The 21,073-nt window shown below is 39.7% G+C and carries 22 protein-coding genes; 1 reads left to right on the top strand and 21 read right to left on the bottom strand.

Annotation, left to right across the window (positions count from 1 at the left end; genetic code table 11):
• Positions 1-68: 68 nt before the first annotated feature.
• The 11 genes from T498_RS14445 to T498_RS0100605 form a co-directional block, all read right to left on the bottom strand.
• A complete protein-coding gene (locus tag T498_RS14445; protein WP_051524516.1) occupies positions 69-1,250 on the bottom strand; it encodes an esterase/lipase family protein in 1,182 nt (393 codons plus the stop codon).
• 155 nt (positions 1,251-1,405) lie between these two features.
• The gene (locus T498_RS0100650) at positions 1,406-3,727 is read right to left on the bottom strand and encodes a hypothetical protein (RefSeq protein WP_028234243.1); all 2,322 of its coding nucleotides are present in this window, start codon (positions 3,725-3,727) and stop codon (positions 1,406-1,408) included.
• Between the two features lie 18 nt (positions 3,728-3,745).
• The gene (locus T498_RS0100645; protein ID WP_028234242.1) at positions 3,746-4,426 is read right to left on the bottom strand and encodes a hypothetical protein; all 681 of its coding nucleotides are present in this window, start codon (positions 4,424-4,426) and stop codon (positions 3,746-3,748) included.
• Between the two features lie 1,190 nt (positions 4,427-5,616).
• Positions 5,617-6,216 carry a recombination mediator RecR gene (gene recR / locus T498_RS0100640; protein ID WP_028234241.1) on the bottom strand — a complete coding sequence of 200 codons (600 nt, stop codon included), beginning with the start codon at positions 6,214-6,216 and terminating at the stop codon, positions 5,617-5,619.
• Between the two features lie 3 nt (positions 6,217-6,219).
• Positions 6,220-6,561: a YbaB/EbfC family nucleoid-associated protein gene (locus tag T498_RS0100635; RefSeq protein ID WP_028234240.1), complete on the bottom strand. Its 342-nt coding sequence runs from the start codon at positions 6,559-6,561 to the stop codon at positions 6,220-6,222.
• A gap of 3 nt (positions 6,562-6,564) precedes the next feature.
• Positions 6,565-8,154: a DNA polymerase III subunit gamma/tau gene (gene dnaX, locus T498_RS0100630; protein WP_028234239.1), complete on the bottom strand. Its 1,590-nt coding sequence runs from the start codon at positions 8,152-8,154 to the stop codon at positions 6,565-6,567.
• A gap of 25 nt (positions 8,155-8,179) precedes the next feature.
• On the bottom strand, positions 8,180-9,253 hold the full coding sequence (locus T498_RS0100625) for a 6-phosphofructokinase (RefSeq protein ID WP_028234238.1): 1,074 nt from the start codon (positions 9,251-9,253) through the stop codon (positions 8,180-8,182).
• Between the two features lie 41 nt (positions 9,254-9,294).
• Positions 9,295-10,731, bottom strand: coding sequence for an aminoacyl-histidine dipeptidase (locus tag T498_RS0100620; protein ID WP_028234237.1), 1,437 nt, complete (start codon positions 10,729-10,731; stop codon positions 9,295-9,297).
• Positions 10,732-10,812: 81 nt separating this feature from the next.
• Positions 10,813-11,538: a phosphatidylserine decarboxylase gene (locus T498_RS0100615; RefSeq protein WP_242839190.1), complete on the bottom strand. Its 726-nt coding sequence runs from the start codon at positions 11,536-11,538 to the stop codon at positions 10,813-10,815.
• A 99-nt stretch (positions 11,539-11,637) separates the two neighbouring features.
• Positions 11,638-12,330, bottom strand: coding sequence for a CDP-alcohol phosphatidyltransferase family protein (locus T498_RS14440; protein ID WP_036977584.1), 693 nt, complete (start codon positions 12,328-12,330; stop codon positions 11,638-11,640).
• Entirely contained in the window at positions 12,327-13,361 is a 1,035-nt protein-coding gene (locus T498_RS0100605; RefSeq protein WP_028234235.1) for a lysylphosphatidylglycerol synthase transmembrane domain-containing protein, read from the bottom strand. The genes T498_RS14440 and T498_RS0100605 overlap by 4 nt, the downstream gene beginning before the upstream one ends.
• A 124-nt stretch (positions 13,362-13,485) precedes the next feature.
• Between T498_RS0100605 and T498_RS0100600 the strand changes: the two genes are divergently transcribed.
• Positions 13,486-13,989: a GreA/GreB family elongation factor gene (locus tag T498_RS0100600; protein WP_028234234.1), complete on the top strand. Its 504-nt coding sequence runs from the start codon at positions 13,486-13,488 to the stop codon at positions 13,987-13,989.
• 40 nt (positions 13,990-14,029) lie between these two features.
• Here T498_RS0100600 and T498_RS0100595 read toward each other — a convergent pair whose 3' ends face one another.
• The 10 genes from T498_RS0100595 to T498_RS0100550 are packed head-to-tail and all read right to left on the bottom strand — an operon-like array spanning position 14,030 to position 21,073.
• Entirely contained in the window at positions 14,030-14,257 is a 228-nt protein-coding gene (locus T498_RS0100595; RefSeq protein ID WP_028234233.1) for a hypothetical protein, read from the bottom strand.
• A gap of 24 nt (positions 14,258-14,281) precedes the next feature.
• Complete coding sequence (gene atpC, locus T498_RS0100590) at positions 14,282-14,683, bottom strand: ATP synthase F1 subunit epsilon (RefSeq protein WP_028234232.1); 402 nt, start codon at positions 14,681-14,683, stop codon at positions 14,282-14,284.
• A gap of 12 nt (positions 14,684-14,695) precedes the next feature.
• Entirely contained in the window at positions 14,696-16,090 is a 1,395-nt protein-coding gene (gene atpD / locus T498_RS0100585) for a F0F1 ATP synthase subunit beta (RefSeq protein WP_028234231.1), read from the bottom strand.
• Between the two features lie 25 nt (positions 16,091-16,115).
• The gene (gene atpG / locus T498_RS0100580) at positions 16,116-16,982 is read right to left on the bottom strand and encodes an ATP synthase F1 subunit gamma (RefSeq protein WP_028234230.1); all 867 of its coding nucleotides are present in this window, start codon (positions 16,980-16,982) and stop codon (positions 16,116-16,118) included.
• Positions 16,983-16,997: 15 nt separating this feature from the next.
• Entirely contained in the window at positions 16,998-18,503 is a 1,506-nt protein-coding gene (gene atpA / locus T498_RS0100575) for a F0F1 ATP synthase subunit alpha (protein WP_028234229.1), read from the bottom strand.
• Complete coding sequence (gene atpH, locus T498_RS0100570) at positions 18,500-19,066, bottom strand: ATP synthase F1 subunit delta (RefSeq protein WP_028234228.1); 567 nt, start codon at positions 19,064-19,066, stop codon at positions 18,500-18,502. The genes atpA and atpH overlap by 4 nt, the downstream gene beginning before the upstream one ends.
• Positions 19,054-19,569, bottom strand: coding sequence for a F0F1 ATP synthase subunit B (atpF, locus tag T498_RS0100565; protein WP_028234227.1), 516 nt, complete (start codon positions 19,567-19,569; stop codon positions 19,054-19,056). The genes atpH and atpF overlap by 13 nt, the downstream gene beginning before the upstream one ends.
• 42 nt (positions 19,570-19,611) lie before the next feature.
• Complete coding sequence (gene atpE, locus T498_RS0100560; protein ID WP_015550578.1) at positions 19,612-19,869, bottom strand: ATP synthase F0 subunit C; 258 nt, start codon at positions 19,867-19,869, stop codon at positions 19,612-19,614.
• 42 nt (positions 19,870-19,911) lie between these two features.
• Entirely contained in the window at positions 19,912-20,640 is a 729-nt protein-coding gene (gene atpB / locus T498_RS0100555; protein ID WP_028234226.1) for a F0F1 ATP synthase subunit A, read from the bottom strand.
• A gap of 22 nt (positions 20,641-20,662) precedes the next feature.
• Positions 20,663-21,073: a hypothetical protein gene (locus T498_RS0100550; protein ID WP_036977627.1), complete on the bottom strand. Its 411-nt coding sequence runs from the start codon at positions 21,071-21,073 to the stop codon at positions 20,663-20,665.

Below are 21,073 nucleotides of genomic sequence, written 5' to 3'. Positions count from 1 at the left end.
TTTTATGCTATATATCAAAAATTTTATTTTGCGTCATGGTAGTATATTACTATTTATCAGATAGATATTCAATACCCTTTATTCTTCAAATCAGCAACCAGCTGTACGTAAAATTCTCGCACATCAAATTCCGGTAGATTTTCTCGATTTAAATCAATCATATCTCCATGAGAAATGCCTCTGTTGCCTTTTACAGTTAGCATTTTATAATTTTCTCCCCAAGGGAAAGATTTCTCTCCAACCAAACCATCATTAGAGCCATCAAAGTATTTCACCAAATGTGTAGAGAAATTCAGAGGGAAACGCCCGCCTCTTGCCACATTCATCTTTGAACCATAGCTTTGATATAGAACGCCTTCTACATTTTTACATTTTTTATTAAATGCCGCGCATGAACTGGCAGTCAAATCGTAAACAGCCGCCAAAAAATCTGGTTGATGATCCCCCAACTTGTGCAAGATTGAATTATATCCCTTTGCCACAGCCTGCTGCTGAGATGTGCCGATTTTACTTAGAAGATAATCGGCAAACTCACAACCTCTGTGAGGCGTATTGATTGTGGTCAAGCTTGCAACATGCTCAGCTGTATTCCCTATTGTTAGTGCATATCTAGAATCTAATCCGCCTTTGGAGTGGGCTATTATATTGACCTTATCGCAACCTGTCTTTGCACAAATTTCCTTTATACGTTCAGCCAATTCTTGGCCACAAGATTCGACAGATTCGGCAGACTGCTGATTGCCATAGAATATCTTCGCCCCATTTAACTCCAGCTGCCCTGGAATTCGTCCCCAATAATTCAGATAACGAAAATCCCTAAAGAACACTCCATGCACCATCAATATTGGATATTTTGTTGCGCAGATTTTAGAATCCAGTCTGGCCTCATTCAATCTGATTTTTTTCTTTTCAAAATAGTATTCTCCAATACATATCTTTAGGATGATGCCTAGAGTAATCAAATGAGCAATTGGAATCATACCAAAGATTGCACCTATCGCTCTCCATTTAATTCCAAGCTGCACTGAGTTTCGATAAACAAGATATATACCAATCCAAAACACTGCAGCTAGGCTGAGTATAATCCCAATGGCTGTAAATGTGAAACTCATCCATTTGATATCATTTACAATCAAACTGGTATATGCATAGTAGATTGAAACTACACATAATATCAAAAACAACACCAGTATAAAGTTACCTGCTCCCAGCCTCTTTATTCGCTTTTTTTCTTTGTTTAACTCAATCATAACTAGTCTCCATTTTGTTTTCTGTCATATTATTCAGCCCCCTGGTGCATATATTGTATCTACTTCATTTCCATCCTCATCAAAACCTACTTATTCTGGCTTTAACTCATCACGATCCAATATGGTCTTGCTTTCTTGCTAAATATTAATGCTCTTTATCGCTCAAATATGTAAGTACTTAAATCAACCCCTATTGCGATTTCAGGATTCTCTTCCAGCCCCTTATATGGCATTCCTCCAAAGTCAAATATTTGTACAAGTTCATCATTATCGTTGTACAGATAGTAACAAAATCTACTTCCGCTTGTTACGTAATAGAGACGATACAATGGTCTTTCCTTATCGTCAAAGTACAGCTCTCCGGATGAATTGTATGTGCCATACTCATAGGCATCTGAGTCGTATTCAACTTTTACAATAGAACCATCCTCATCCTTAACATAGTTTTTTTCTTGATAGTCCAATAGTGGCTTGAGGTCGTCTGTATAAAAATACTTTTCCCCATCCAGTGAATACATGTAATCAAATAACTCATCACCATTTTTTGTCTTATCATATTTCCCTTCGATAACAGCATCATTTAAAGAATACCTGAATCCATAAGCATCATTGCCATATTCATCATTCACGATGAACACAAATATGTTTTCACCATCTTCTTGCCCTAGGTATACTTTAGAAGTAGATGTTTCAATTACTTTCATATCTGCTTCATCATCAAAAAAATATGATAGAAATTCTTTTTCAGCATTTGCATCATCAACTCTCGCCCACATGCCGTTTTTTAGTGATTCATCATCTTCATAATCATACAAATCACTTAGACTGATGTGTTTAATTATTCCGTACTTATCTGCATTCACAACAACGTGGTCAGCCCCGACAAAGTAATTTATTCCATCTTTTTCAAATTCAATTCCATCCCTATCATTGCTTATGATTGAATCTATGTCATCTACTAGGATATTTCCATCATAGTCAAGGATTAAGTATCTTTTAGTCTCGTATGTATGTGCGGTCTCTTCTGGCAAGTAATATTTTATTATAACCATCCCCTCAATATCGGTTATATGAACGTCCTCTATATCATAATCAGCTAACAGCGGTTTGCCGTTTTTACCATATAACTGTTCATCAATTTTATAGATGTGCCATCTGTTTTCTATATAATCATAATCTGGTTTAATCACAATCCCATCTTTGTCACACACTCCCTCTTTTTCCCTGACATGAGAGTAGAATATGACTGCGCCGTCCTCATTTGTATCAACCACAGTATTATAAGGGGCCTTCACATGATCGTAATAATCTATATATTTTATTTCCTCTCCATATTGTAAATATATTAGATTATTTAGATATTTTAAAAACGAACGATACACTAATGTTCGCTGAGATATTTTTGCGTTACATAGATATGGTAAATCATACTGATATTCACCGGTTACATCTATTATATGGCCTTTGCCATCTGGTAGAATCCCATAATCGTCTGCCTCGCCAATGTCTATTTTTATATGAGATGCCTTAACTGTTCCGTCCGAATCGACTATTTCACCATAAGATTTATCAAGTCCCGTCCAGGTTGGCATTATATTTTTGTATCCGTAGAAAAAGTATTTTTCTTTAAATGACTTTGAATTATGTTCATTCCAATCACCACGGCCATTATATCCATACTCTTTTTCAGAGTCTTTTACATAATAATTTGAGGCAACACCAGCTATAATAACTATTACAACTGCAGCTATACCAAGTGGTTTTACGAGCTTGTTAGCAATTAGTTTCACCTTAAAAAGTGTATCTAATTCTGTTTCTTCATTCTTGTTTTGTGCTTCATCATCATCTTCTGTATTGTTGCTTTTTGAATATTCCTTTTGGTAGTTTCCTGCATCGCAGATGGACATTAATATGTTTATTCTCCATCCTATAAAAACAAATGCTAATATCATTGAAAAAAATGCATTTTCTGTTTTGACAAAATGCACGAAAGCAAGGATAATAACCACCGCTATGTAATATCGATTGCAATCTAGCTGCTTTTTAAATGAATAAGCAATTTCGAGATGCCTATTATTCTCAGCATCTTCTTTTACATACTTAATTATCTGAGCTGGTAGAATCGTAAACGTAAAAATCAGTTTTATTATTTCCGCCATATGCCATATATATTCGAAGAATATTATGTAATCCCTGAATAACTCCATAATAAACAGAACTGCTTCTGCTGCAAGTATAAACTTGAAACACTGTCTTACTTTTGCATTGGCAACTGTTTCAGCGTAATCCTCCAGTTTCCAAAACGAAACTACAGATAATACTATTATCGTAAATACGTATAATATCCAATCCATCCAATCAAACATAAAGTGATGACAGTAATCTATTATGTGTAGAAAAACTACGGAGTAGACTACACCCATCACTAATCTATATGCATCATAAAGATCTATTCTATACTCTTTAATCTTTTTCAATATTATTCTCCCGTACAATTACTTTAAGTCTATCCAGTCCGCATGATAGTCTTGATTATCTACATATATTTGCGCCATATTAAGCCATTTTTTCATATCCATTTCGCTTCTTTCATCATTGCGAATCACGATATATTTATCTGTCTTATCCATTTTCATATTGTCATTTTCGTCATACCAAGAATAGTAATTTTCCTTATCGACACTACCATTCTTGAAAGAAACAAATTTATAATCATCATGAGTTGGGGCTGCGCCTGGTCTATACCAATACACACCTACCATATCTTCATTATTTATAGGTTCATCATAGGTCGCTCCAGAGTATATTACTGTAAGCTCCCCGGCTTGCGCTTTGAGTATATAGAATGATGGAAAAGCTCTGACACACAGCTCTTCCTCTCCATCACCATCGATATCCATTTCTATATATTCAACTTCATTTCCTTTGGCATTGATATCTATGCTTTCGCCTCCTAGTTCTACAGTAAGTTCGCCTTTAAGATAGCTGTCATATAGTTCTTGCCTTGGTGTATATGATTCCGTGGAATTCTCTAATTTTTCTATTTCTCTACCGGGTTTACATTCGTCAACTCTTTCAGATTTTTCTACCTGAACAGGTTCCTCTTTTACTAGTTCTGGTGTTCTCCCGCATCCAAGTAACAAAATGCAACAACTTATAATTAATATTTTCTTCATCTAATCCTGTAATAACTCCTCTATCGCTTTTTGTATTCCCCAGTGTTACTTATCGCAGTTTGTACTCTGATTCTCTTTTATGTCCACATATCTGCCTATAATTACTTCTGTATAAAGTACAGTTGCATGTTTGCTTTTATTTTTTCTGGCATACATGTAATTCTATAATCAACGAATTCAATATTTGCAGTCACAACAGTTAATCCAGCACAAAGCATGCAATTTTTTGAAAGAATACGTTACATCTTTGCATGTATCTAATAAAAAACTACTCTATGCTTGCATAATTTATTTTTACTATTTTAAATATTGCACGCATCATTCTAATATTTCTTTACATACATGTAAAATGCTTCTCCGACAATTTGAGATATACATACATGAAGTAGAAATTGATATAAACTTGCAACAACTTATCAACAATAATCTTTTACAGCCATTATAATTTCATTTCTTGTATATTTATCTAAGTCTTACAAAGTGACATTTATAGTCTCCAACCCAATATTCAAAACTCGTCGCTATTTCAAATGTCATAAACAATGCAAACACAATAATTATTATTCTCTTTAATATTTTTTCATTCATTTTCCTCGTTTAGTTATGGATGAATATTGTCACTCCTATGAACTTTTATTGTATTCTCAACAATTGTTATTATCCCTTTGTTTTTTGCTTATTTCTGTACAGCGCAGATGGTTAAAATTTTACCATTTATGTTATTTTAATTAAAGAGTTTTATGTAATAATTTTTCAAGTATCACTTTTCAAGCCTTTTTATAAAGTGATACTCATATCCAGCCAAACTCTTCGCAAAGGATAAAAAATGAGTATCACTATCGAGGCAATTTCTCAAAGTGATACTTCAAAATGGTGAAATCAGTGGATATAGCACTAAATTACGTATCACTTTAAAAATATGCTCAATAGTGATACTTGAAAAATCAAAATCTGCCTTATTTCATCGAAATTCCGGTATCACTTTGCAAATAACGCCGATAGTGATACTCCAAAATATTAGAATAGCAATTCATATTAAGATTTACATAACAACCTTACTTTTATAAAGAAAAAGAGGATTGTGCCATGATGACACAATCCTCTTTTTATATCATACATAAAAATATTTAATTATTAATTTGCCATTTTAATTGTTTTTACCCATACATGACACTATCATTTTTTTACCGCTACAACTCTGTTCTGCCGTCAAGTGCTCTAAGCAGCGTGACTTCATCGATGTACTCAAGGTTGCCACCTACTGGGACGCCGGATGCGATTCGGCTGACTTTGATGCCTGTAGGCTTTATCAGCTTGCTAATATAGGCTGCAGTGGTCTCGCCTTCTAGGGATGAGTTGGTGGCGATAATCACTTCTTCTGCGTCCACCTGCTGCAAGCGCACCATAAGTTCCTTGAGCTTGATATCGCCAGGGCCAATGCCAGCCATCGGTGATATTGCACCGTGAAGCACATGATATACTCCATTGTATTTTCCTGTCTTTTCATAGGCAGCAAGATCTCTAGTGTCTTCCACCACCATAATGATATTCTGATTGCGCTTAGGATTGGAGCAGATAGGACAAAGCTCATCATCAGTGAGAGTAAAACACTGCTTGCAATATCTCACATTCTTTCTGGCTTGCACGATGGCATTTGCCAAATCGTTTACCTTTTCCTCATCCATTCCTAATATATGGAAAGCCAGCCTTTGGGCTGACTTATTTCCAATGCTAGGCAAATCACTTAGCTCTGCTATTAAGTTACTAATTTCTTTGCTATAGTATTCCATTAATTAAAATCCTAATCCACCTGGCATCTTTGGCATAGATGCAGCAGTGATTTCATCAATCTTGTGAAGTGCTTCATTTGTAGCTGCCATTACAAGGTCCTCAAGCATCTCTACATCATCTGGATCAACTGCTTCTGGGTCGATGTGTACCTTTGTGATTTCTTTGGCACCTGTAACTGTAACCTCTACAACACCGCCGCCTGCTGTACCTGTAACTTCTGTCTCCTCAAGCTTTGCCTGAGCTTCTTCCATCTGGCGCTGCATACGCTGTGCCTGCTTCATAAGGTTGGCCATGTTGGCTCCACCCATTGCTCCACCTGGAAATCCGCCTCTACCTTTACCCATTTCTTATTCCTCACTTTCTATCTCGATTCCTTTACTTGCGAAAAAGTCCACAATATCTGTTTTGGTATCCTGTGAACTTACACCGCTGGAATTAATCTCTACTTTTATTTTTACGGTCTTGTGAATCATCTCTTCAATGGCTGATTCAATCTCCTCTATGACCTCTGGCCTGTTAAGGAAATCTCCGGCCATACGCTCTGAGCCTTGTGGCTGATCGTAAATGATAACAAGCTCACCCTGCTCATTGACCGTGCGAGTGTTGGCCTGCTTTAGATATGTCTTTACATTGACAGGAAGCTTGCCTAACAACATGCTCCACTGGCTAACCACCTGCTGCACCTCCTCTGGTATAGCTGCTGGAAGTGGCTCCTTTTTTACTGGAGCTTGACTGGGAGCAGGCGCCTGTCCTGCCGCTGGGGCTTGCATAACTACTGGCACACCCTTTTCCACCTTTTTCTCAAGGTTGGCCATTCTGTTATTTAATGCTGAAATATCCTGTTCCATTTCTGGCTTGCACAGCTTAATCAGTGCAATCTCAATAAGAACTCTCTTGCCTGTGGCATACTTGATTTCGTTGGATAATGCCGACAAAACCTGAATATATCGCATAAGGATTTCTGTGTCTACCATGGTAGCCTCTTCCTTTAGAAGGGCTATATTGTCTGATGACATTTCAAGGGCATCTTCCATATCATCTGAGCTTTTGATAAGCATCAGATTTCTAAGATACCATGTAAAATCTATGATGAATTGATTTAAATCTCTACCCTGAGTGATAATCTCCTCTAAGATGCCTATGCACTGTGGAATCTCTCCATTGATTACATGTCTAAGCAATCTAGAGAACACTTCTGTGTCGATGGCCCCCAGTACTTTTAATACATTGTCGTAGGTAAGTGTCTGGCCTATGTAAAATGCTATACATTGATCCAAAAGGCTTAGTCCATCACGCATTGAGCCGTCGGCTGCCTTTGCCACATAGCGAAGTGCCTTTTCCTCTACCTGAATCCCTTCTTTATCCATCAGCTCCTGCAAACGAGCAGCTATAGTTTCGATGGAGATTCGATGGAAATCGTAGCGCTGGCAACGGCTTAAGATTGTGATTGGAATCTTGTGAACCTCTGTTGTGGCCAATATGAACACAACATAAGAAGGTGGCTCCTCCAAAGTCTTAAGTAGGGCGTTGAAGGCACCTGTACTAAGCATGTGCACCTCATCGATGATATACACCCTATATTTTCCTTCAGTTGGAGGATATGCCACCTCCTCCACAATCTGTCTGATGCTATCAACACCGTTGTTTGAAGCGGCATCCATTTCTATGACGTTCATGGAATTGCCCGCTGTGATAGCTTTGCACATGGCACATTCCATACAAGGACATCCATCTACTGGATTCTCGCAGTTGATGGTGCGAGCCAGGATTTTAGCCACTGTTGTCTTACCTGTACCTCTTGTGCCTGTAAATAGATATGCGTGTCCTATACGGTCTGCTTTGATCTGATTCTGTAGAGTTGTAACGATGTGGTCCTGTCCCTTAACATCCTCAAAAGTCTGAGGGCGGAACTTTCTATATAAAGCCATATAAGACATAACATTTACCTACCTTAATTAATGATTAATCTCCGAAGCTGATGCCGATTCTCTTTGCTTCTTCAATCATCTGGCAATCAGGCTCTACTACTTTGAGCTTGCCAGCCACCTCTTCAAGAGGGATTCTCTTTGTCTTGCCGTTTACCATAGCAATCATGTTGCCATAGTCGCCATCCATGATAGCCTGAGCTGCTGCAGAACCAAGACGGGTACAAAGTACTCTATCGAATGGATCTGGGCTACCACCACGCTGCATGTGACCTGGCACTGTAACACGTACTTCGATGCCAGTCTCTTTTTGAATACGCTCTGCAATCTCGTAAGATACTGAAGGATATTTTGAAGACTCTAATTTCTTTTTATATTCCTTCTTTGAAAGCTTGGCATCCTCTTTTGATATAGCACCCTCGGCTACTGCAAGGATTGTGAAGCCCTTTCCTTCTTCTGCACGGTGATTGATTGCTTTTATTACTTTTTTAATATCGTATGGAATCTCTGGAAGAAGGATGATATCTGCGCCTGATGCAACGCCTGCATACAGTGTAAGCCATCCTACTTTGTGTCCCATAACCTCTACGATGAATACACGGCTGTGAGATGAAGCTGTTGTGTGGATGCAATCGATTGTGTTACAAGCGATATCGATAGCACTCTGGAAACCGAAGGTCAAATCTGTTCCATAGATATCGTTGTCGATAGTCTTTGGAAGATGAATGATATTAAGGCCTTCCTCGCGAAGAAGGTTCGCAGTCTTTTGTGTACCATTTCCACCGAGAATAACAAGGCAATTGAGGTTAAGCTTGTAGTAGTTGGACTTCATAGCCTCTACTTTATCAAGACCGTTCTCATCTGGCTCTCTCATAAGCTTGAATGGCTGACGGCTAGAACCTAAAATAGTGCCGCCTCGTGTAAGGATACCAGAGAAATCCTGGCTGGTAAGGAGCCTGTAATCCCCATAAATCAAGCCCTTATAACCATTAAAATATCCGTAAACTTCCAAATCCTTGACATTGGCAGCTAATCCCTTAACTACACCACGCATAGCTGCATTAAGTGCCTGACAGTCACCACCGCTTGTAAGCAATCCGATTCTCATCATAGAAATCTTCTCCTTCCTTAAGAAAAATCCCCTAATTAGTTTTACATACTAGTTTCAATAACTCTTCTTACGAAGTTGTATATTCTCTCTGTAGAAGCTATTGATAAACGCTCCTTTGGAGTATGAATATCGTACATTTCTGGGCCGATTGATACGGCATCAAGTCCTTCAAGCTTTGATGCTAAAAGACCACACTCAACACCTGCGTGGATTGCCTCAACGATTGGCTCTTCTCCGTTCATGTCATTGTAAATCTTAACAAGCTCATCTCTGAATGATGATTCTCTTAAGTACTCCCATGCTGGATACTCACCATGAACTGAAACTTCACAGCCAAATGCCTTACCAACCATAGATACCTTTCTCATGAGAGCAGCCTTTGCGCTATCTACTGAGCTTCTAAGTGAGCAAGAGAACTTAAGCTCTGTATCAAGAAGATTGAGGATACCAAGGTTAAGTGATGTCTCTACTAAGCCTTCGATATCGTGGCTCATTGTCTGAACGCCGTTTGGCATACATGTAAGTAACTCAACGATTTTTCTAGTATCAGCTGCGTTAACACCTTCAACTTCAGCATCACCTTCGTTATTGATTTCGATCTTCATTGCAGGATCTGTGATTGCATATTCGTTGATGATTGCCTTTGCTTCAGCTTCCATTGCTGCGATAGCTTCTGCTGATGCTACAACCTTTGAAAGTGCTGCACGTGGGATTGCGTTGTCCTTTGTACCACCCTTGAACTCAACAAGGCAAAGCTCACCTGCTTCAACACCTGCTGCAAATACACGATTTGCAATGTGAGTAGCGTTTGCTCTTCCCTTATCGATTTCTGCACCTGAGTGACCACCTGTACACTCCTTAACATTAACTGATACAAGTGCGCCCTTAAGTGTCTCCTTCTTGAATGGATAAGCAACATCCATTCTGCATCCACCTGCACAACCTGCAAGGAAATGTCCTTCTTCTTCTGAATCAAGGTTGAGAAGGTTGCGTCCCTTGAGCATTGAAACATCGATGCCTGCTGCACCTTCCATACCAACTTCCTCTGAAACTGTAATGATAACTTCGATACGTGGGTGCTTGAGCTCCTCATCCTCTAAAATAGCAAGGGCCATAGCAACAGCGATTCCATCATCGCCACCAAGTGTTGTGCCCTTAGCTGTAACAAAACCGTCAACTATTTCAAGATCGAGACCTTCTGTCATCATATCCTTTGTGCAATCATCATCCTGCTCAGCAACCATGTCCATGTGTCCTTGAAGAATGATTGGAGCTGCATTTTCCATGCCCTCTGATGCTTCTTTAATCATGATTACATTATATAAATCATCTTGATAATACTCTAAATTATGTGCCTTAGCGAAATCTACTAAGTAAGCACTGATTTTTTCTTCGTGATAACTTGGGTGAGGAATGTTACAAATCTCCTCAAAATAATGAAATACTCTTTCTGGCTTCTGACCTGATAATACTGCCATATTTAAATAACTCTCCTAACTATTATTTCTAATAAAATATCTTCAATCTATACTATATCATTTTAGATTGGTAAATTCTATCTAAGATGCGCCCTTTTCTCCTATAGTTTGGCCCATTTTTACTGGTGTTTCTATACCATTTTGGGATGCATCCATCAGTTCCTTATTAATTTTTACCTGATTTGGTGGTACAAGCACAATAATTGTTGAACCGCCATATTCAAAGTGTCCCTTTTCATCACCTCTTGCCACTGGGCCTTCATTTGGTTGTTCATTGACGATTCTACCTACAAGCATCGCTCCTACTTCCATTTGTACACAGCGCCCAAAGCTCTTTGTGTCGATGACTGTATACTGGCGACTGTTTTGAATAAATACTGGCCCCGCTTCAAGGGCGACAGGTTGAACTGTGTGATAAAGTCCAGGAATCACTATATCCTCTGCCTTTTTTCCTGTTTCAAAATATGCATATCGATGGTAATGATTTACGCATAATCGATACACCAGACAATATCCACCATCAAAGGATTTTGCCAGGTCTTTATCCACAAGTAGATCTGATATTGTGAACTCACTCTGCTTTACTGGCAAAACTAAATCATCATTTATTGGATAGACCTTTAACAGGCCATCACATGGGGTGATCAAATGATTTTCATCCATGTCGATGGGGCGAAGCTCTGGCTTGATTTTTCTACAGAAAAACGCGTTGAAACTGTTAATATCTTCTAAAATGTAATCATCAAGATTGATATTGTTAGACTTAACAAAAGGTTTAATCAGACACTTTGATAATCTCGAATCCAAAAGCCACCCTGAAAAATCAGAAATCGGTCTTAATAATAAAGGGCGAAGTAGAATTCGCCCCATTTTTGTTTTGTATAAAAATTTTAATCCGTCCATATTTTACTCGTAAAGTAATATTAATATTACTGCTATAAACTCAACCAAACCAACAGCAAGTATTATTGCAAACTGCTTTTTATTTGGCTTAGGTATCTTTACGTTTGCCAAAAACATCAATGCTACGATGAGCATTAACCAGAAATAAAACAATGTCAAATCCGCTCTGGTAAACCAATGAACAACTAATGTAAGTGGGAAGATTAATGCTGCTGCAGTTACTGGAAGTCCTGTGAAATATGATCTTCCTCTGATGATTGCCTCTTCTGCTCGCTCTTCGCTTGTGGCATTGAAATATGCCAGGCGAATAAGTGCTGCAAGGACATAAACTGCTGCAATGCTAATTAATAACAATATCAACGAATAATGATCTGGTCTTTCTGCGCCTCTTCCTAAATCTGTAAGAATACCACTAACTCTAAGCTGAGCGATTCCAATAGATGCTGGCAAGACACCAAAACAAATCAAATCGGAAAGTGAATCAATCTGTACACCAAAGTCCTGCTCCATCTTTGTTCTGCCTTTTTTAGTTCTAGCTACTTTTCCATCAAATCCATCCATTAAACCAGACAACATCAGAAATAGTGTACCGCAATATGGATGACCAATTCCGGTCATGGTGACAATGATTCCAACTACCCCCGATATTGTAGATAAGTAAGTCAAAATAACTGTATAGTCATATACGCCTATCATACTTTCTTTTTTCCTTTCAGATATCCTATTAAAGTAATCAAGCCACTTAATGTGACGCAAATATAAAACGTAAGCCCTCTACTAATCATATCTAATTCGAAAGCCGCAGCTTTATCCATAATACTAGAAAATCCATCAATCATCAAATAATCTGCAATTCCTAATGCTCCTGGAACCGGAACATAGTTATAGCCAATCGTAATCAAGCATTGCTTTGAAAACAGAAGTGATATTTTCTCGCGATTGCCCCCAAGTGATATATAAACAAGGGCCGGCACTATTATCTGTGAAGCTCTCTGCAAAACATTCCAGATAAAGGCCTTGAACATTATACCTGTTTTTCCTGCAATCAGCTTCGAGCAATTTTCATAATCTGTCTCAATTTTTTCCAGCTTTTCCAGCTTGGAATCCAATCTTTTAAAGGCTTTTCGGGAATGCAAAAACCTTAGAAATTTGCGAATTATCCAGAAGATTTTGTCTCCACAATGAAGCATCAATAAAAACAGAAACGACAGCAACGATAGACCTATAAATCCAAGTATTATAAGAACTTTTGATGTAATCTTAAAGCCCATGAAGCTTCTTGGGGCAATGATTATTGCCAGTATCCCAAGGAAGACTATGGATGCGTTGTACATCACAAGATTTAATATCAATGCTGCTGATGTGGCACCTCCTGGCACTTTATCTCTTATCATGAAATATGCACTAGCCGGCTGACCGCCTGTGGCCGATGGTGTTATCGCTGAAAAATATACATCCGAAGTACTGTAGATTAATCCTTTTATAAAACTTCTTTTATGGGATATTCCTTTTAATATTGAACACAAGGCCACCGCTTCAAATATCACATATAAAAAGGCCGATACCATTGCGGCAACCATCCATTTTCTATCTGCCGATGAAATGAGTTTAACAAGTCTAGCCAGGGACATGCTTTGGCTTTGTTTTAAGACTGTCCAAATAGTTAAGACTGAAAGCCCCAATGTAAAGCACATCCAAAATAGTTTCTTTACAAATGCCTTATTCATTACCAATTCCTTTACACACATTTACTCGGATTTTATTATACTACAACTTACGTGTCTTTTTATTTGCATTTGCTATTTTATTTTTATATCATAATTTAAGAGTTTTTATTATGGAGGGACTAATATGGGAGAAAGACTTACCCAAGGTGATATTGAGAAAATTCAAGCTGAAATTGATGAACGAAAGCTAGTTATTCGTCCTAAATTATTAGAAGAAGTTAAGGAGACCAGAGCGCAAGGTGATCTCTCTGAAAACTTCGAATACCATGAAGCTAAACGTGCTAAAAATATGAATGATAGCCGTATTCGCTACTTAGAGAAGATGTTAAAGTTTGCTGAAGTTGTAGATGATTCCAGTGCTGACGATGAAGTAGGCATTAACAACACTGTTACTCTTTATATTCCAGAGGACGATTGCGAGGAAACATACAAGCTGGTTACATCTATCCGTGGCAACTCTCTTAAAGGGTTAATTTCCATAGAATCTCCTCTCGGAGCCGCAATACGTGGCAAACATGTAGGCGATAAAGTTATGGTAAAAGTTAATGATGATTATTCTTATGAAGTAGAAATTAGGTTGATTGATAAATCCACTACTGACGAAGACGATCAAATCAAAAGATATTAAACCAAAAAATTGGGCACCGCATTGGCGGTGCCCTAAATTATTATTTTGATTCAGAAGTAGATGTACCATGACGCTGATTATAAACCATAGTCAGCATATCCTGTTGATACTTATCATCATTACTGAGTTCTTTGAGTTTTTCTTTAACCTCATTCTTTTTCGCTCGAAGAGTCTCCAGGTCTTTTAGAATCCTAGCTTCCTCATCCTCGAAACTTTTCAATTGAATTTTTAACCCTTCAATGTCTCGTCTTGTATCAGCATCAATCATGGTGCCACCTCCCCTTATCAAAAACTAGTTCTTTATATCCTGTCGAACCAATGCTTTCTTTAAGGCTAGCTCAGCTCTAAGTACATCAAGACTTGCATCCTTTGTAGCAAGACGCTCTCTAGCTCTTTCTTCAGCACTCTTAGCACGCTCCACATCAATCTCGTCTGGCCATTCGGCAATCTCGGCAAGAAGTGTTACCCTATCAGGAAGAATTTCGGCAAGTCCCGCATGAACTGCAGCCTTCTTTTCTCCCTCAGGCTCGGTGATGGTGCATATGCCAGGTGCTATTACTGTAGTGAGTGGTATGTGTTTTGGCAGAACGCCAATCTCACCACAGGCAGTATTAAATTCAACCATTGTAGCTTCTCCCTCATAGAAGCTACGCTCTGGCGTGATGATTGAAACCTTAAAGGTGTTTTCTGCCATTTAAGCCACCTCCTATTTATTATTCATCTTGGCACGAACCTCGTCGATTGTACCTGCATTTAAGAAGTAGCTTTCTGGAATATCATCATGCTTACCTTCGAGGATTTCCTTGAAGCCACGTACTGTCTCAGCGATTGGCACATACTTTCCTTCGAGACCAGTAAACTGACCAGCTACGAAGAATGGCTGTGACAAGAATCTCTGAATCTTACGAGCACGGTTAACTACAAGCTTATCCTCTTCTGAAAGTTCATCCATACCAAGGATTGCGATAATATCCTGTAATTCCTTATACTTCTGAAGAATCTCCTGAACACCACGTGCAACCTGGAAATGCTCCTGACCTACGATACGTGGATCAAGAATACGTGATGTAGAACCAAGTGGATCTACAGCTGGATAAATACCAAGCTCAGCGATAGAACGCTCAAGAACTGTGGTTGCATCCAAGTGTGCGAATGTTGTAGCAGGAGCTGGATCTGTTAAGTCATCAGCAGGAACGTATACGGCCTGAACCGATGTGATAGATCCGTTCTTTGTAGATGTGATACGCTCTTGAAGAGCACCCATCTCTGTCTGAAGTGTTGGCTGATAACCAACGGCTGAAGGCATACGACCAAGGAGGGCTGAAACCTCTGAACCAGCCTGAGTAAAACGGAAGATATTATCGATGAAAAGAAGCACGTCCTTTCCACCCTTATCTCTGAAGTACTCAGCCATTGTAAGTCCTGTAAGACCAACTCTCATTCTGGCTCCTGGTGGCTCGTTCATCTGACCGAAAACCATGCAGGTCTTGTCGATAACACCTGACTCCTTCATTTCGTAGTAAAGGTCATTACCTTCACGAGTACGCTCACCTACACCGGTGAATACTGAATATCCACCGTGCTCAGTAGCGATGTTGTGGATAAGCTCCTGAATAAGTACGGTCTTACCTACACCGGCACCACCGAACAATCCGATCTTTCCACCTTTCTGATATGGGCAAAGAAGGTCAACGACCTTAATACCTGTCTCAAGCATTTCTGTTGATGTTGCCTGTTCCTCAAACGCTGGGGCTTTTCTATGGATAGGCATCTTCTCAACACCCTCAGGTGCTGGCTGCTCATCGATAGCGTCGCCAAGTACGTTAAAGATTCGACCAAGTGTAGCTTCACCAACAGGAACCGAAATTGGTGCGCCTGTTGCAACTACATCCATTCCACGTACTAAACCGTCTGTAGGACCCATGGCAATACAACGAACTGTATCGTCACCCAAATGCTGTGCAACCTCGACAACAAGTCTCTCACCGTTTTCTCTTGTGATTTCAAGAGCATCGTTGATTTCTGGAAGAGAATCCTCTCCAAACTTTACATCAAGAACCGCACCGATAATCTGAGTGATTTTACCAATATTATTTGCCATCTTTTCACTCCTATCTGCTTTTTTCTTATGAAAGCGCCTCTGCACCAGCGATAATCTCGGTCAATTCCTGAGTAATTGATCCCTGGCGGGCACGATTGTATTTTAATGATAGATCACTAATGATTTCCTCAGCATTATTTGTAGCTGAATCCATTGCCTGCATACGAGCACCGTTTTCTGAAGCAACCGCTTCAACAAGTGCGCCGTAAACAAGTGAGGTAACATATTTTGGAATGATTAACTCCAATGCCTCTTCTTCATTTGGCTCGAAATTCATCATAGCCTCTGCAGAAGTAGACTTTACAGCTGCAACATCCTCTTCTGAAACCTCTGCTGGAAGTAGCTTCATCATCTTTGGAATCTGGCTTACTGTATTTTTGAAGTGTGTGTACACAAGGTAAATCTGTCCGATTTCCCCGCTTGAATATGCTTCAAGGACATCCTTGCAAATAGCCATAGCATCTGCATAGGTTGGCGCTTCCATAACTGGAGAGTAATCCTTTTCCACAGTGTAACCCTTGTGGGCAAGGCTATCGCCACCTTTATGTCCTATTACGTAAAGCTTTACATCCTCGGCCTTCATTTCAGAACCAGTTATCATCTTTACAATATTTGAATTGTAACCACCTGCAAGACCACGGTTAGATGTGATGACGATTACGCCAATCTTATCTGAACCATTGTCTCTAAGGTATTTATTGTTAACTGCTCCGGCCTTGGCAAGCATGCTACAAATCGTATTGTACATTGCGTCAAAATACGGTGTAGTCTGCTCTGCCTTGGAACGAGCCTTCTGGAGCTTTACTGTAGATACAAGCTTCATGGCCTTAGTGATCTGCTGAGTGCTACTAACACTCTGTTTTCTTCTTTTTATGTCTCTCATTGAGGCCATAACAGATCACCCTCCTTACTTGTATGTCTTTTTACACTCCTCAATAGCTTCGATAAGCTTCTTCTCCATATCATCCTCGAGAACTTTTGTTGTCTTAATAGACTCTGGGATTTCTGGATACTTTGTATCAACAAGATCAAACAGTGCCTTTTCAAAAGCCTGAATATCTGCTGTAGGAATATCAAGCAAGTACTTCTTTGTTGCTGCGTAGATAATCATAATCTGATACTCTACTGGCATTGGTGCGTACTGTGGCTGCTTTAACATTTCCTTGATACGCTCACCTTGTGCAAGCTTTTCAGCTGTATCAGCATCAAGTTCTGAACCGAACTGTGCGAAAGCTGCAAGCTCTCGATACTGAGCAAGCTCTACACGGATAGGAGCTGCGATTTTCTTCATAGCCTTAATCTGAGCAGAACCACCTACACGGGATACTGAAAGACCTGCGTTAACGGCTGGTCTGAAACCTGCGTTGAAAGCTTCTGTCTCAAGATAAATCTGACCATCAGTGATTGAGATAACGTTTGTAGGGATGTATGCAGATACATCGCCTGCCTGTGTCTCAATGATTGGAAGTGCTGTAAGAGAACCTCCGCCCAGCTTATCTGATAATCTAGCTGCACGCTCAAGAAGTCTTGAGTGTAAGTAGAATACATCACCTGGGTAAGCCTCACGTCCTGGTGGACGACGAAGAAGTAATGAGAGTGTACGGTATGCAGTAGCATGCTTACTCAAATCATCATAGATGATGAGAACGTCCTCTCCATTCTCCATCCACTCCTCACCGATAGCACATCCTGAGTAAGGAGCGATATACTGAAGTGGTGCAAGCTCTGATGCTGTAGCTGCAACTACTGTTGTCCAGCTCATAGCACCATATTCTTCTAATGTCTTAACAAGGGCTGCAACTGTAGAAGCCTTCTGGCCAATTGCAACGTAAATACATTTTACGCCCTGTCCCTTCTGGTTAATGATTGTATCGATTGCGATAGCAGTCTTACCTGTCTGTCTATCACCGATAATAAGCTCACGCTGTCCACGTCCGATAGGAATCATGGAATCGATAGCTTTAATACCTGTCTGCAATGGTGTATCAACGGATTTACGTGAGATAACGCCTGATGCGACACGCTCGATTGGACGGAACTTTGTAGTATCGATTGGTCCCTTGCCATCGATAGGCTGACCAAGTGCATTTACTACACGTCCGAGCATTGCGTCTCCTACTGGAACCTCAACAACACGACCAGTTGTCTTAACTGTATCGCCTTCATTGATGTTTTTATCGTTACCTAAAAGAACGCAACCAACGTTGTCCTCCTCAAGGTTAAGGACCATGCCGTAAACTTCGCCAGGGAACTCTAAAAGTTCACCCTGCATAGCATTCTGTAATCCGTGAATACGTGCAATTCCATCGGCAACCTGAATGACGGTTCCAACGTCCGACACATCAAGCTGCGCTGCATAGCGTTTCATCTGCTCTTTAATAACCGAGCTAATCTCTTCTGGTTTTAAATTCATGGAGCGCATTCACCTACTTTCAATTGAATATTTGATAACTCGTGAGTTAACTTAGTAATCTGAGTTTTGATAGAACTATCAACAACTCTGTCCTTAATGCGAATTACCATACCCCCGATTAATTCAGGGTCTACCTTATATGTCATTACAAATGAACTATAATCGGTAGTTTGAAGTAAACGCTTCTCGACGTCTGCTTTCTGTGCGTCGGTAAGCTCTATTGGAGTTGAAACAGTAGCTTTACCGATTTTCTTGAAATCGTAAACTCTTTCGATGAAGTAGCTTAGCACTGCTTCGATATCCTTTACATGGTCTTTCTCCTCCAGCATTCGAAGGAGTCCTACCATCTCATCACTTACACGACCTTTGAATACGTCGTCGATGATTTGAAGCTTTTCTTCTTTATTAATTTTTGGATGATTCATCATCTGAGAAAAGCCATCATTATTTTTGACTGTATCAATGACGCCTTCAGCCTCATTTAAAAAGTCATCAACTTTTCCTGATTCCACGGCTAGCTCAAACAATGCATCACCATATACGTTTGAGACTAATTTAGCCATGTTCCTTCACCCATTTCCTTAAGAGTCTGCTCAACTAAGGTATTCTGGATTGTTGTGTCGATATTAGCAGCAACGACCTTGCTAGCCATAACAGCTGCAACACTAATCATTTCCTGCTTAACCTCATCAGCAACCTTCTTCTTCTCAAGCTCAGCTTCCTCGTTAGCACGAGCGATAATAGCTGCCGCTTCTTCCTTAGCGTCGCTAATAATCTTGGTTTCATTCTTCAAGGCCTTTTGTCTTGCTTCAGCTAGGATTTCATCACGCTCTTTGTTGATATCCTTAAGCTTTGCTTCGTACTCTGCCTTTAGCTTTTCTGCCTCTTCCTTATCATTCTTTGCATCTGCGATGTCCCTTGCAATGCCATCTTTTCTATCCTGTAAGAGCTTTCTCGCAGGATTGAATAACATGTTTGACATTATAAGGAATAGGAAGAATACTGCTATGGCTAAAAGTACAGCATCATTTAGCAATTGAAAGTCCAAGTCAAATAGTCTTTCCAACTTTTAGCCCCTCCTTTATTTTTTATTTCTTCCTAGTGTCAATTAACCAACCAGTGGCTGTACAAAGAGTAACAGAAGGGCGATAACTAAGCCGTAAAGACCTGTTGTCTCGGCAACGGCCTGTCCAAGTAACATAGTAGACATGATCTGTCCCTGTGCTCCTGGGTTACGTCCAACGGCTGCTGCACCGTGACCTGCTGCAATACCCTGGCCGATACCAGGACCAATACCAGCGATAACTGCAAGACCAGCACCAATTGCTGAACAAGCTTTAATTAAATCTGTACCTGAAATGTTCATAGAATGTTTCCTCCTAAAAGTAAATTTTGATTTGGATAACCGTTAGCTATCCCCATAACTCTGAGTAATGTACGTCATTGTCAACATACAGAATACGTAGGTCTGGATTGCACCTGAGAAAATATCGAAATATACATGCAATGCTGCAGGCCATATGAGGGCGAACTTTCCTAGCAATCCATATACAAGACCCATAATGATTGTTCCTGAAAGAACGTTTGCAAATAAACGTAGTGACATTGAAATAGGCACCGCAATATCAGAAATAACATTGATAGGTAGCCAAATTGGCAACCATGGTGGCAATGGAGAACACTTGTCAATCCAAATGTCTTTTGCACTCTGATGCCTTACCTTTACTACATGAATGCAAACAAAGGTAATTAATGCTAACGCCAGTGTCGTACCGTAATCGGCTGTTGGTGGTCTTAGGCCAACTAAACCAGATAAGTTCGATACCAAGATGAAACAGAATATGGTACATATCCAGTTTGCAAACACTGGTGCGTGCTTACCCATACTTCCTTCCACGATTCCATCTAACAGCCCAACAATAAGCTCTAAGATGTTTTGGAAGGTATCAGGAACTTCAGTGGCATGTTTCAGCTTGCGATTGGCAATGATCGAAAAGATCACCAATGAAAGCCACACGATTAATATGCAAACATGAGATGTGGTGAGCCACACTTCCTGTCCAAACACTTCGTATTTGTACAAGCCTTTTATCATGTCCACAGTATCGCTAGAGGCCAGCAAAATTCCTTCTGTCACATTTTCACCTCCTTTAAAGTATTTAGTTTTCTTCTTTTACCTCGGTTATATGTGAAACGTTATTACCGAGAAATTTATTTAGCAAAGGCTGTGCATACGCACTAACCTTGAGCCCAAAGATACCGATGAGTGCTGTAAACATGTTTCCAAGTTTAAACACCATCATTAAAATCATTACTGTACATACGATTAGATACCGCATTACAGATTTGAAGGACAGATATTTCTCATGTCCTTGTCCAATTCGAACTGATTCCTCAATTATCATAGCGATATGTATCGCCGTGAAAATCGCGCAGCCTACACCAAAAAGTAGACCACTGGTGTACCGTATCTTATCCGCCACGAACCAGACACCAATCAGCTCTACTAAAAAACCGTATATAATTATTCCTAAAACCAAGCCTGGCAAAGCTTGATTTAATCTTTTCAT

It is taken from the genome of Pseudobutyrivibrio sp. MD2005 (assembly GCF_000621865.1).
In the GTDB taxonomy this organism is placed as follows: domain Bacteria; phylum Bacillota; class Clostridia; order Lachnospirales; family Lachnospiraceae; genus Pseudobutyrivibrio.
Note: the sequence above shows the minus strand (reverse complement) of the source record. Positions and strands in the feature narration are given on the sequence as shown.

Coding starts and splice junctions, on each gene's coding strand:
- atpD (WP_028234231.1), bottom strand. CDS start 16,090: ATGGCAAATAATATTGGTAAAATCACTCAGATTATCGGTGCGGTTCTT.
- T498_RS0100620 (WP_028234237.1), bottom strand. CDS start 10,731: ATGGCAGTATTATCAGGTCAGAAGCCAGAAAGAGTATTTCATTATTTT.
- atpC (WP_028234232.1), bottom strand. CDS start 14,683: ATGGCAGAAAACACCTTTAAGGTTTCAATCATCACGCCAGAGCGTAGC.
- T498_RS14445 (WP_051524516.1), bottom strand. CDS start 1,250: ATGATTGAGTTAAACAAAGAAAAAAAGCGAATAAAGAGGCTGGGAGCA.
- T498_RS0100605 (WP_028234235.1), bottom strand. CDS start 13,361: ATGAATAAGGCATTTGTAAAGAAACTATTTTGGATGTGCTTTACATTG.
- T498_RS0100550 (WP_036977627.1), bottom strand. CDS start 21,073: ATGAAAAGATTAAATCAAGCTTTGCCAGGCTTGGTTTTAGGAATAATT.
- T498_RS0100645 (WP_028234242.1), bottom strand. CDS start 4,426: ATGAAGAAAATATTAATTATAAGTTGTTGCATTTTGTTACTTGGATGC.
- atpE (WP_015550578.1), bottom strand. CDS start 19,869: ATGAACATTTCAGGTACAGATTTAATTAAAGCTTGTTCAGCAATTGGT.
- recR (WP_028234241.1), bottom strand. CDS start 6,216: ATGGAATACTATAGCAAAGAAATTAGTAACTTAATAGCAGAGCTAAGT.
- atpG (WP_028234230.1), bottom strand. CDS start 16,982: ATGGCCTCAATGAGAGACATAAAAAGAAGAAAACAGAGTGTTAGTAGC.
- atpH (WP_028234228.1), bottom strand. CDS start 19,066: ATGGCTAAATTAGTCTCAAACGTATATGGTGATGCATTGTTTGAGCTA.
- T498_RS14440 (WP_036977584.1), bottom strand. CDS start 12,330: ATGATAGGCGTATATGACTATACAGTTATTTTGACTTACTTATCTACA.
- atpA (WP_028234229.1), bottom strand. CDS start 18,503: ATGAATTTAAAACCAGAAGAGATTAGCTCGGTTATTAAAGAGCAGATG.
- T498_RS0100635 (WP_028234240.1), bottom strand. CDS start 6,561: ATGGGTAAAGGTAGAGGCGGATTTCCAGGTGGAGCAATGGGTGGAGCC.
- T498_RS0100595 (WP_028234233.1), bottom strand. CDS start 14,257: ATGATTGATGCTGATACAAGACGAGACATTGAAGGGTTAAAAATTCAA.
- T498_RS0100600 (WP_028234234.1), top strand. CDS start 13,486: ATGGGAGAAAGACTTACCCAAGGTGATATTGAGAAAATTCAAGCTGAA.
- T498_RS0100625 (WP_028234238.1), bottom strand. CDS start 9,253: ATGATGAGAATCGGATTGCTTACAAGCGGTGGTGACTGTCAGGCACTT.
- dnaX (WP_028234239.1), bottom strand. CDS start 8,154: ATGTCTTATATGGCTTTATATAGAAAGTTCCGCCCTCAGACTTTTGAG.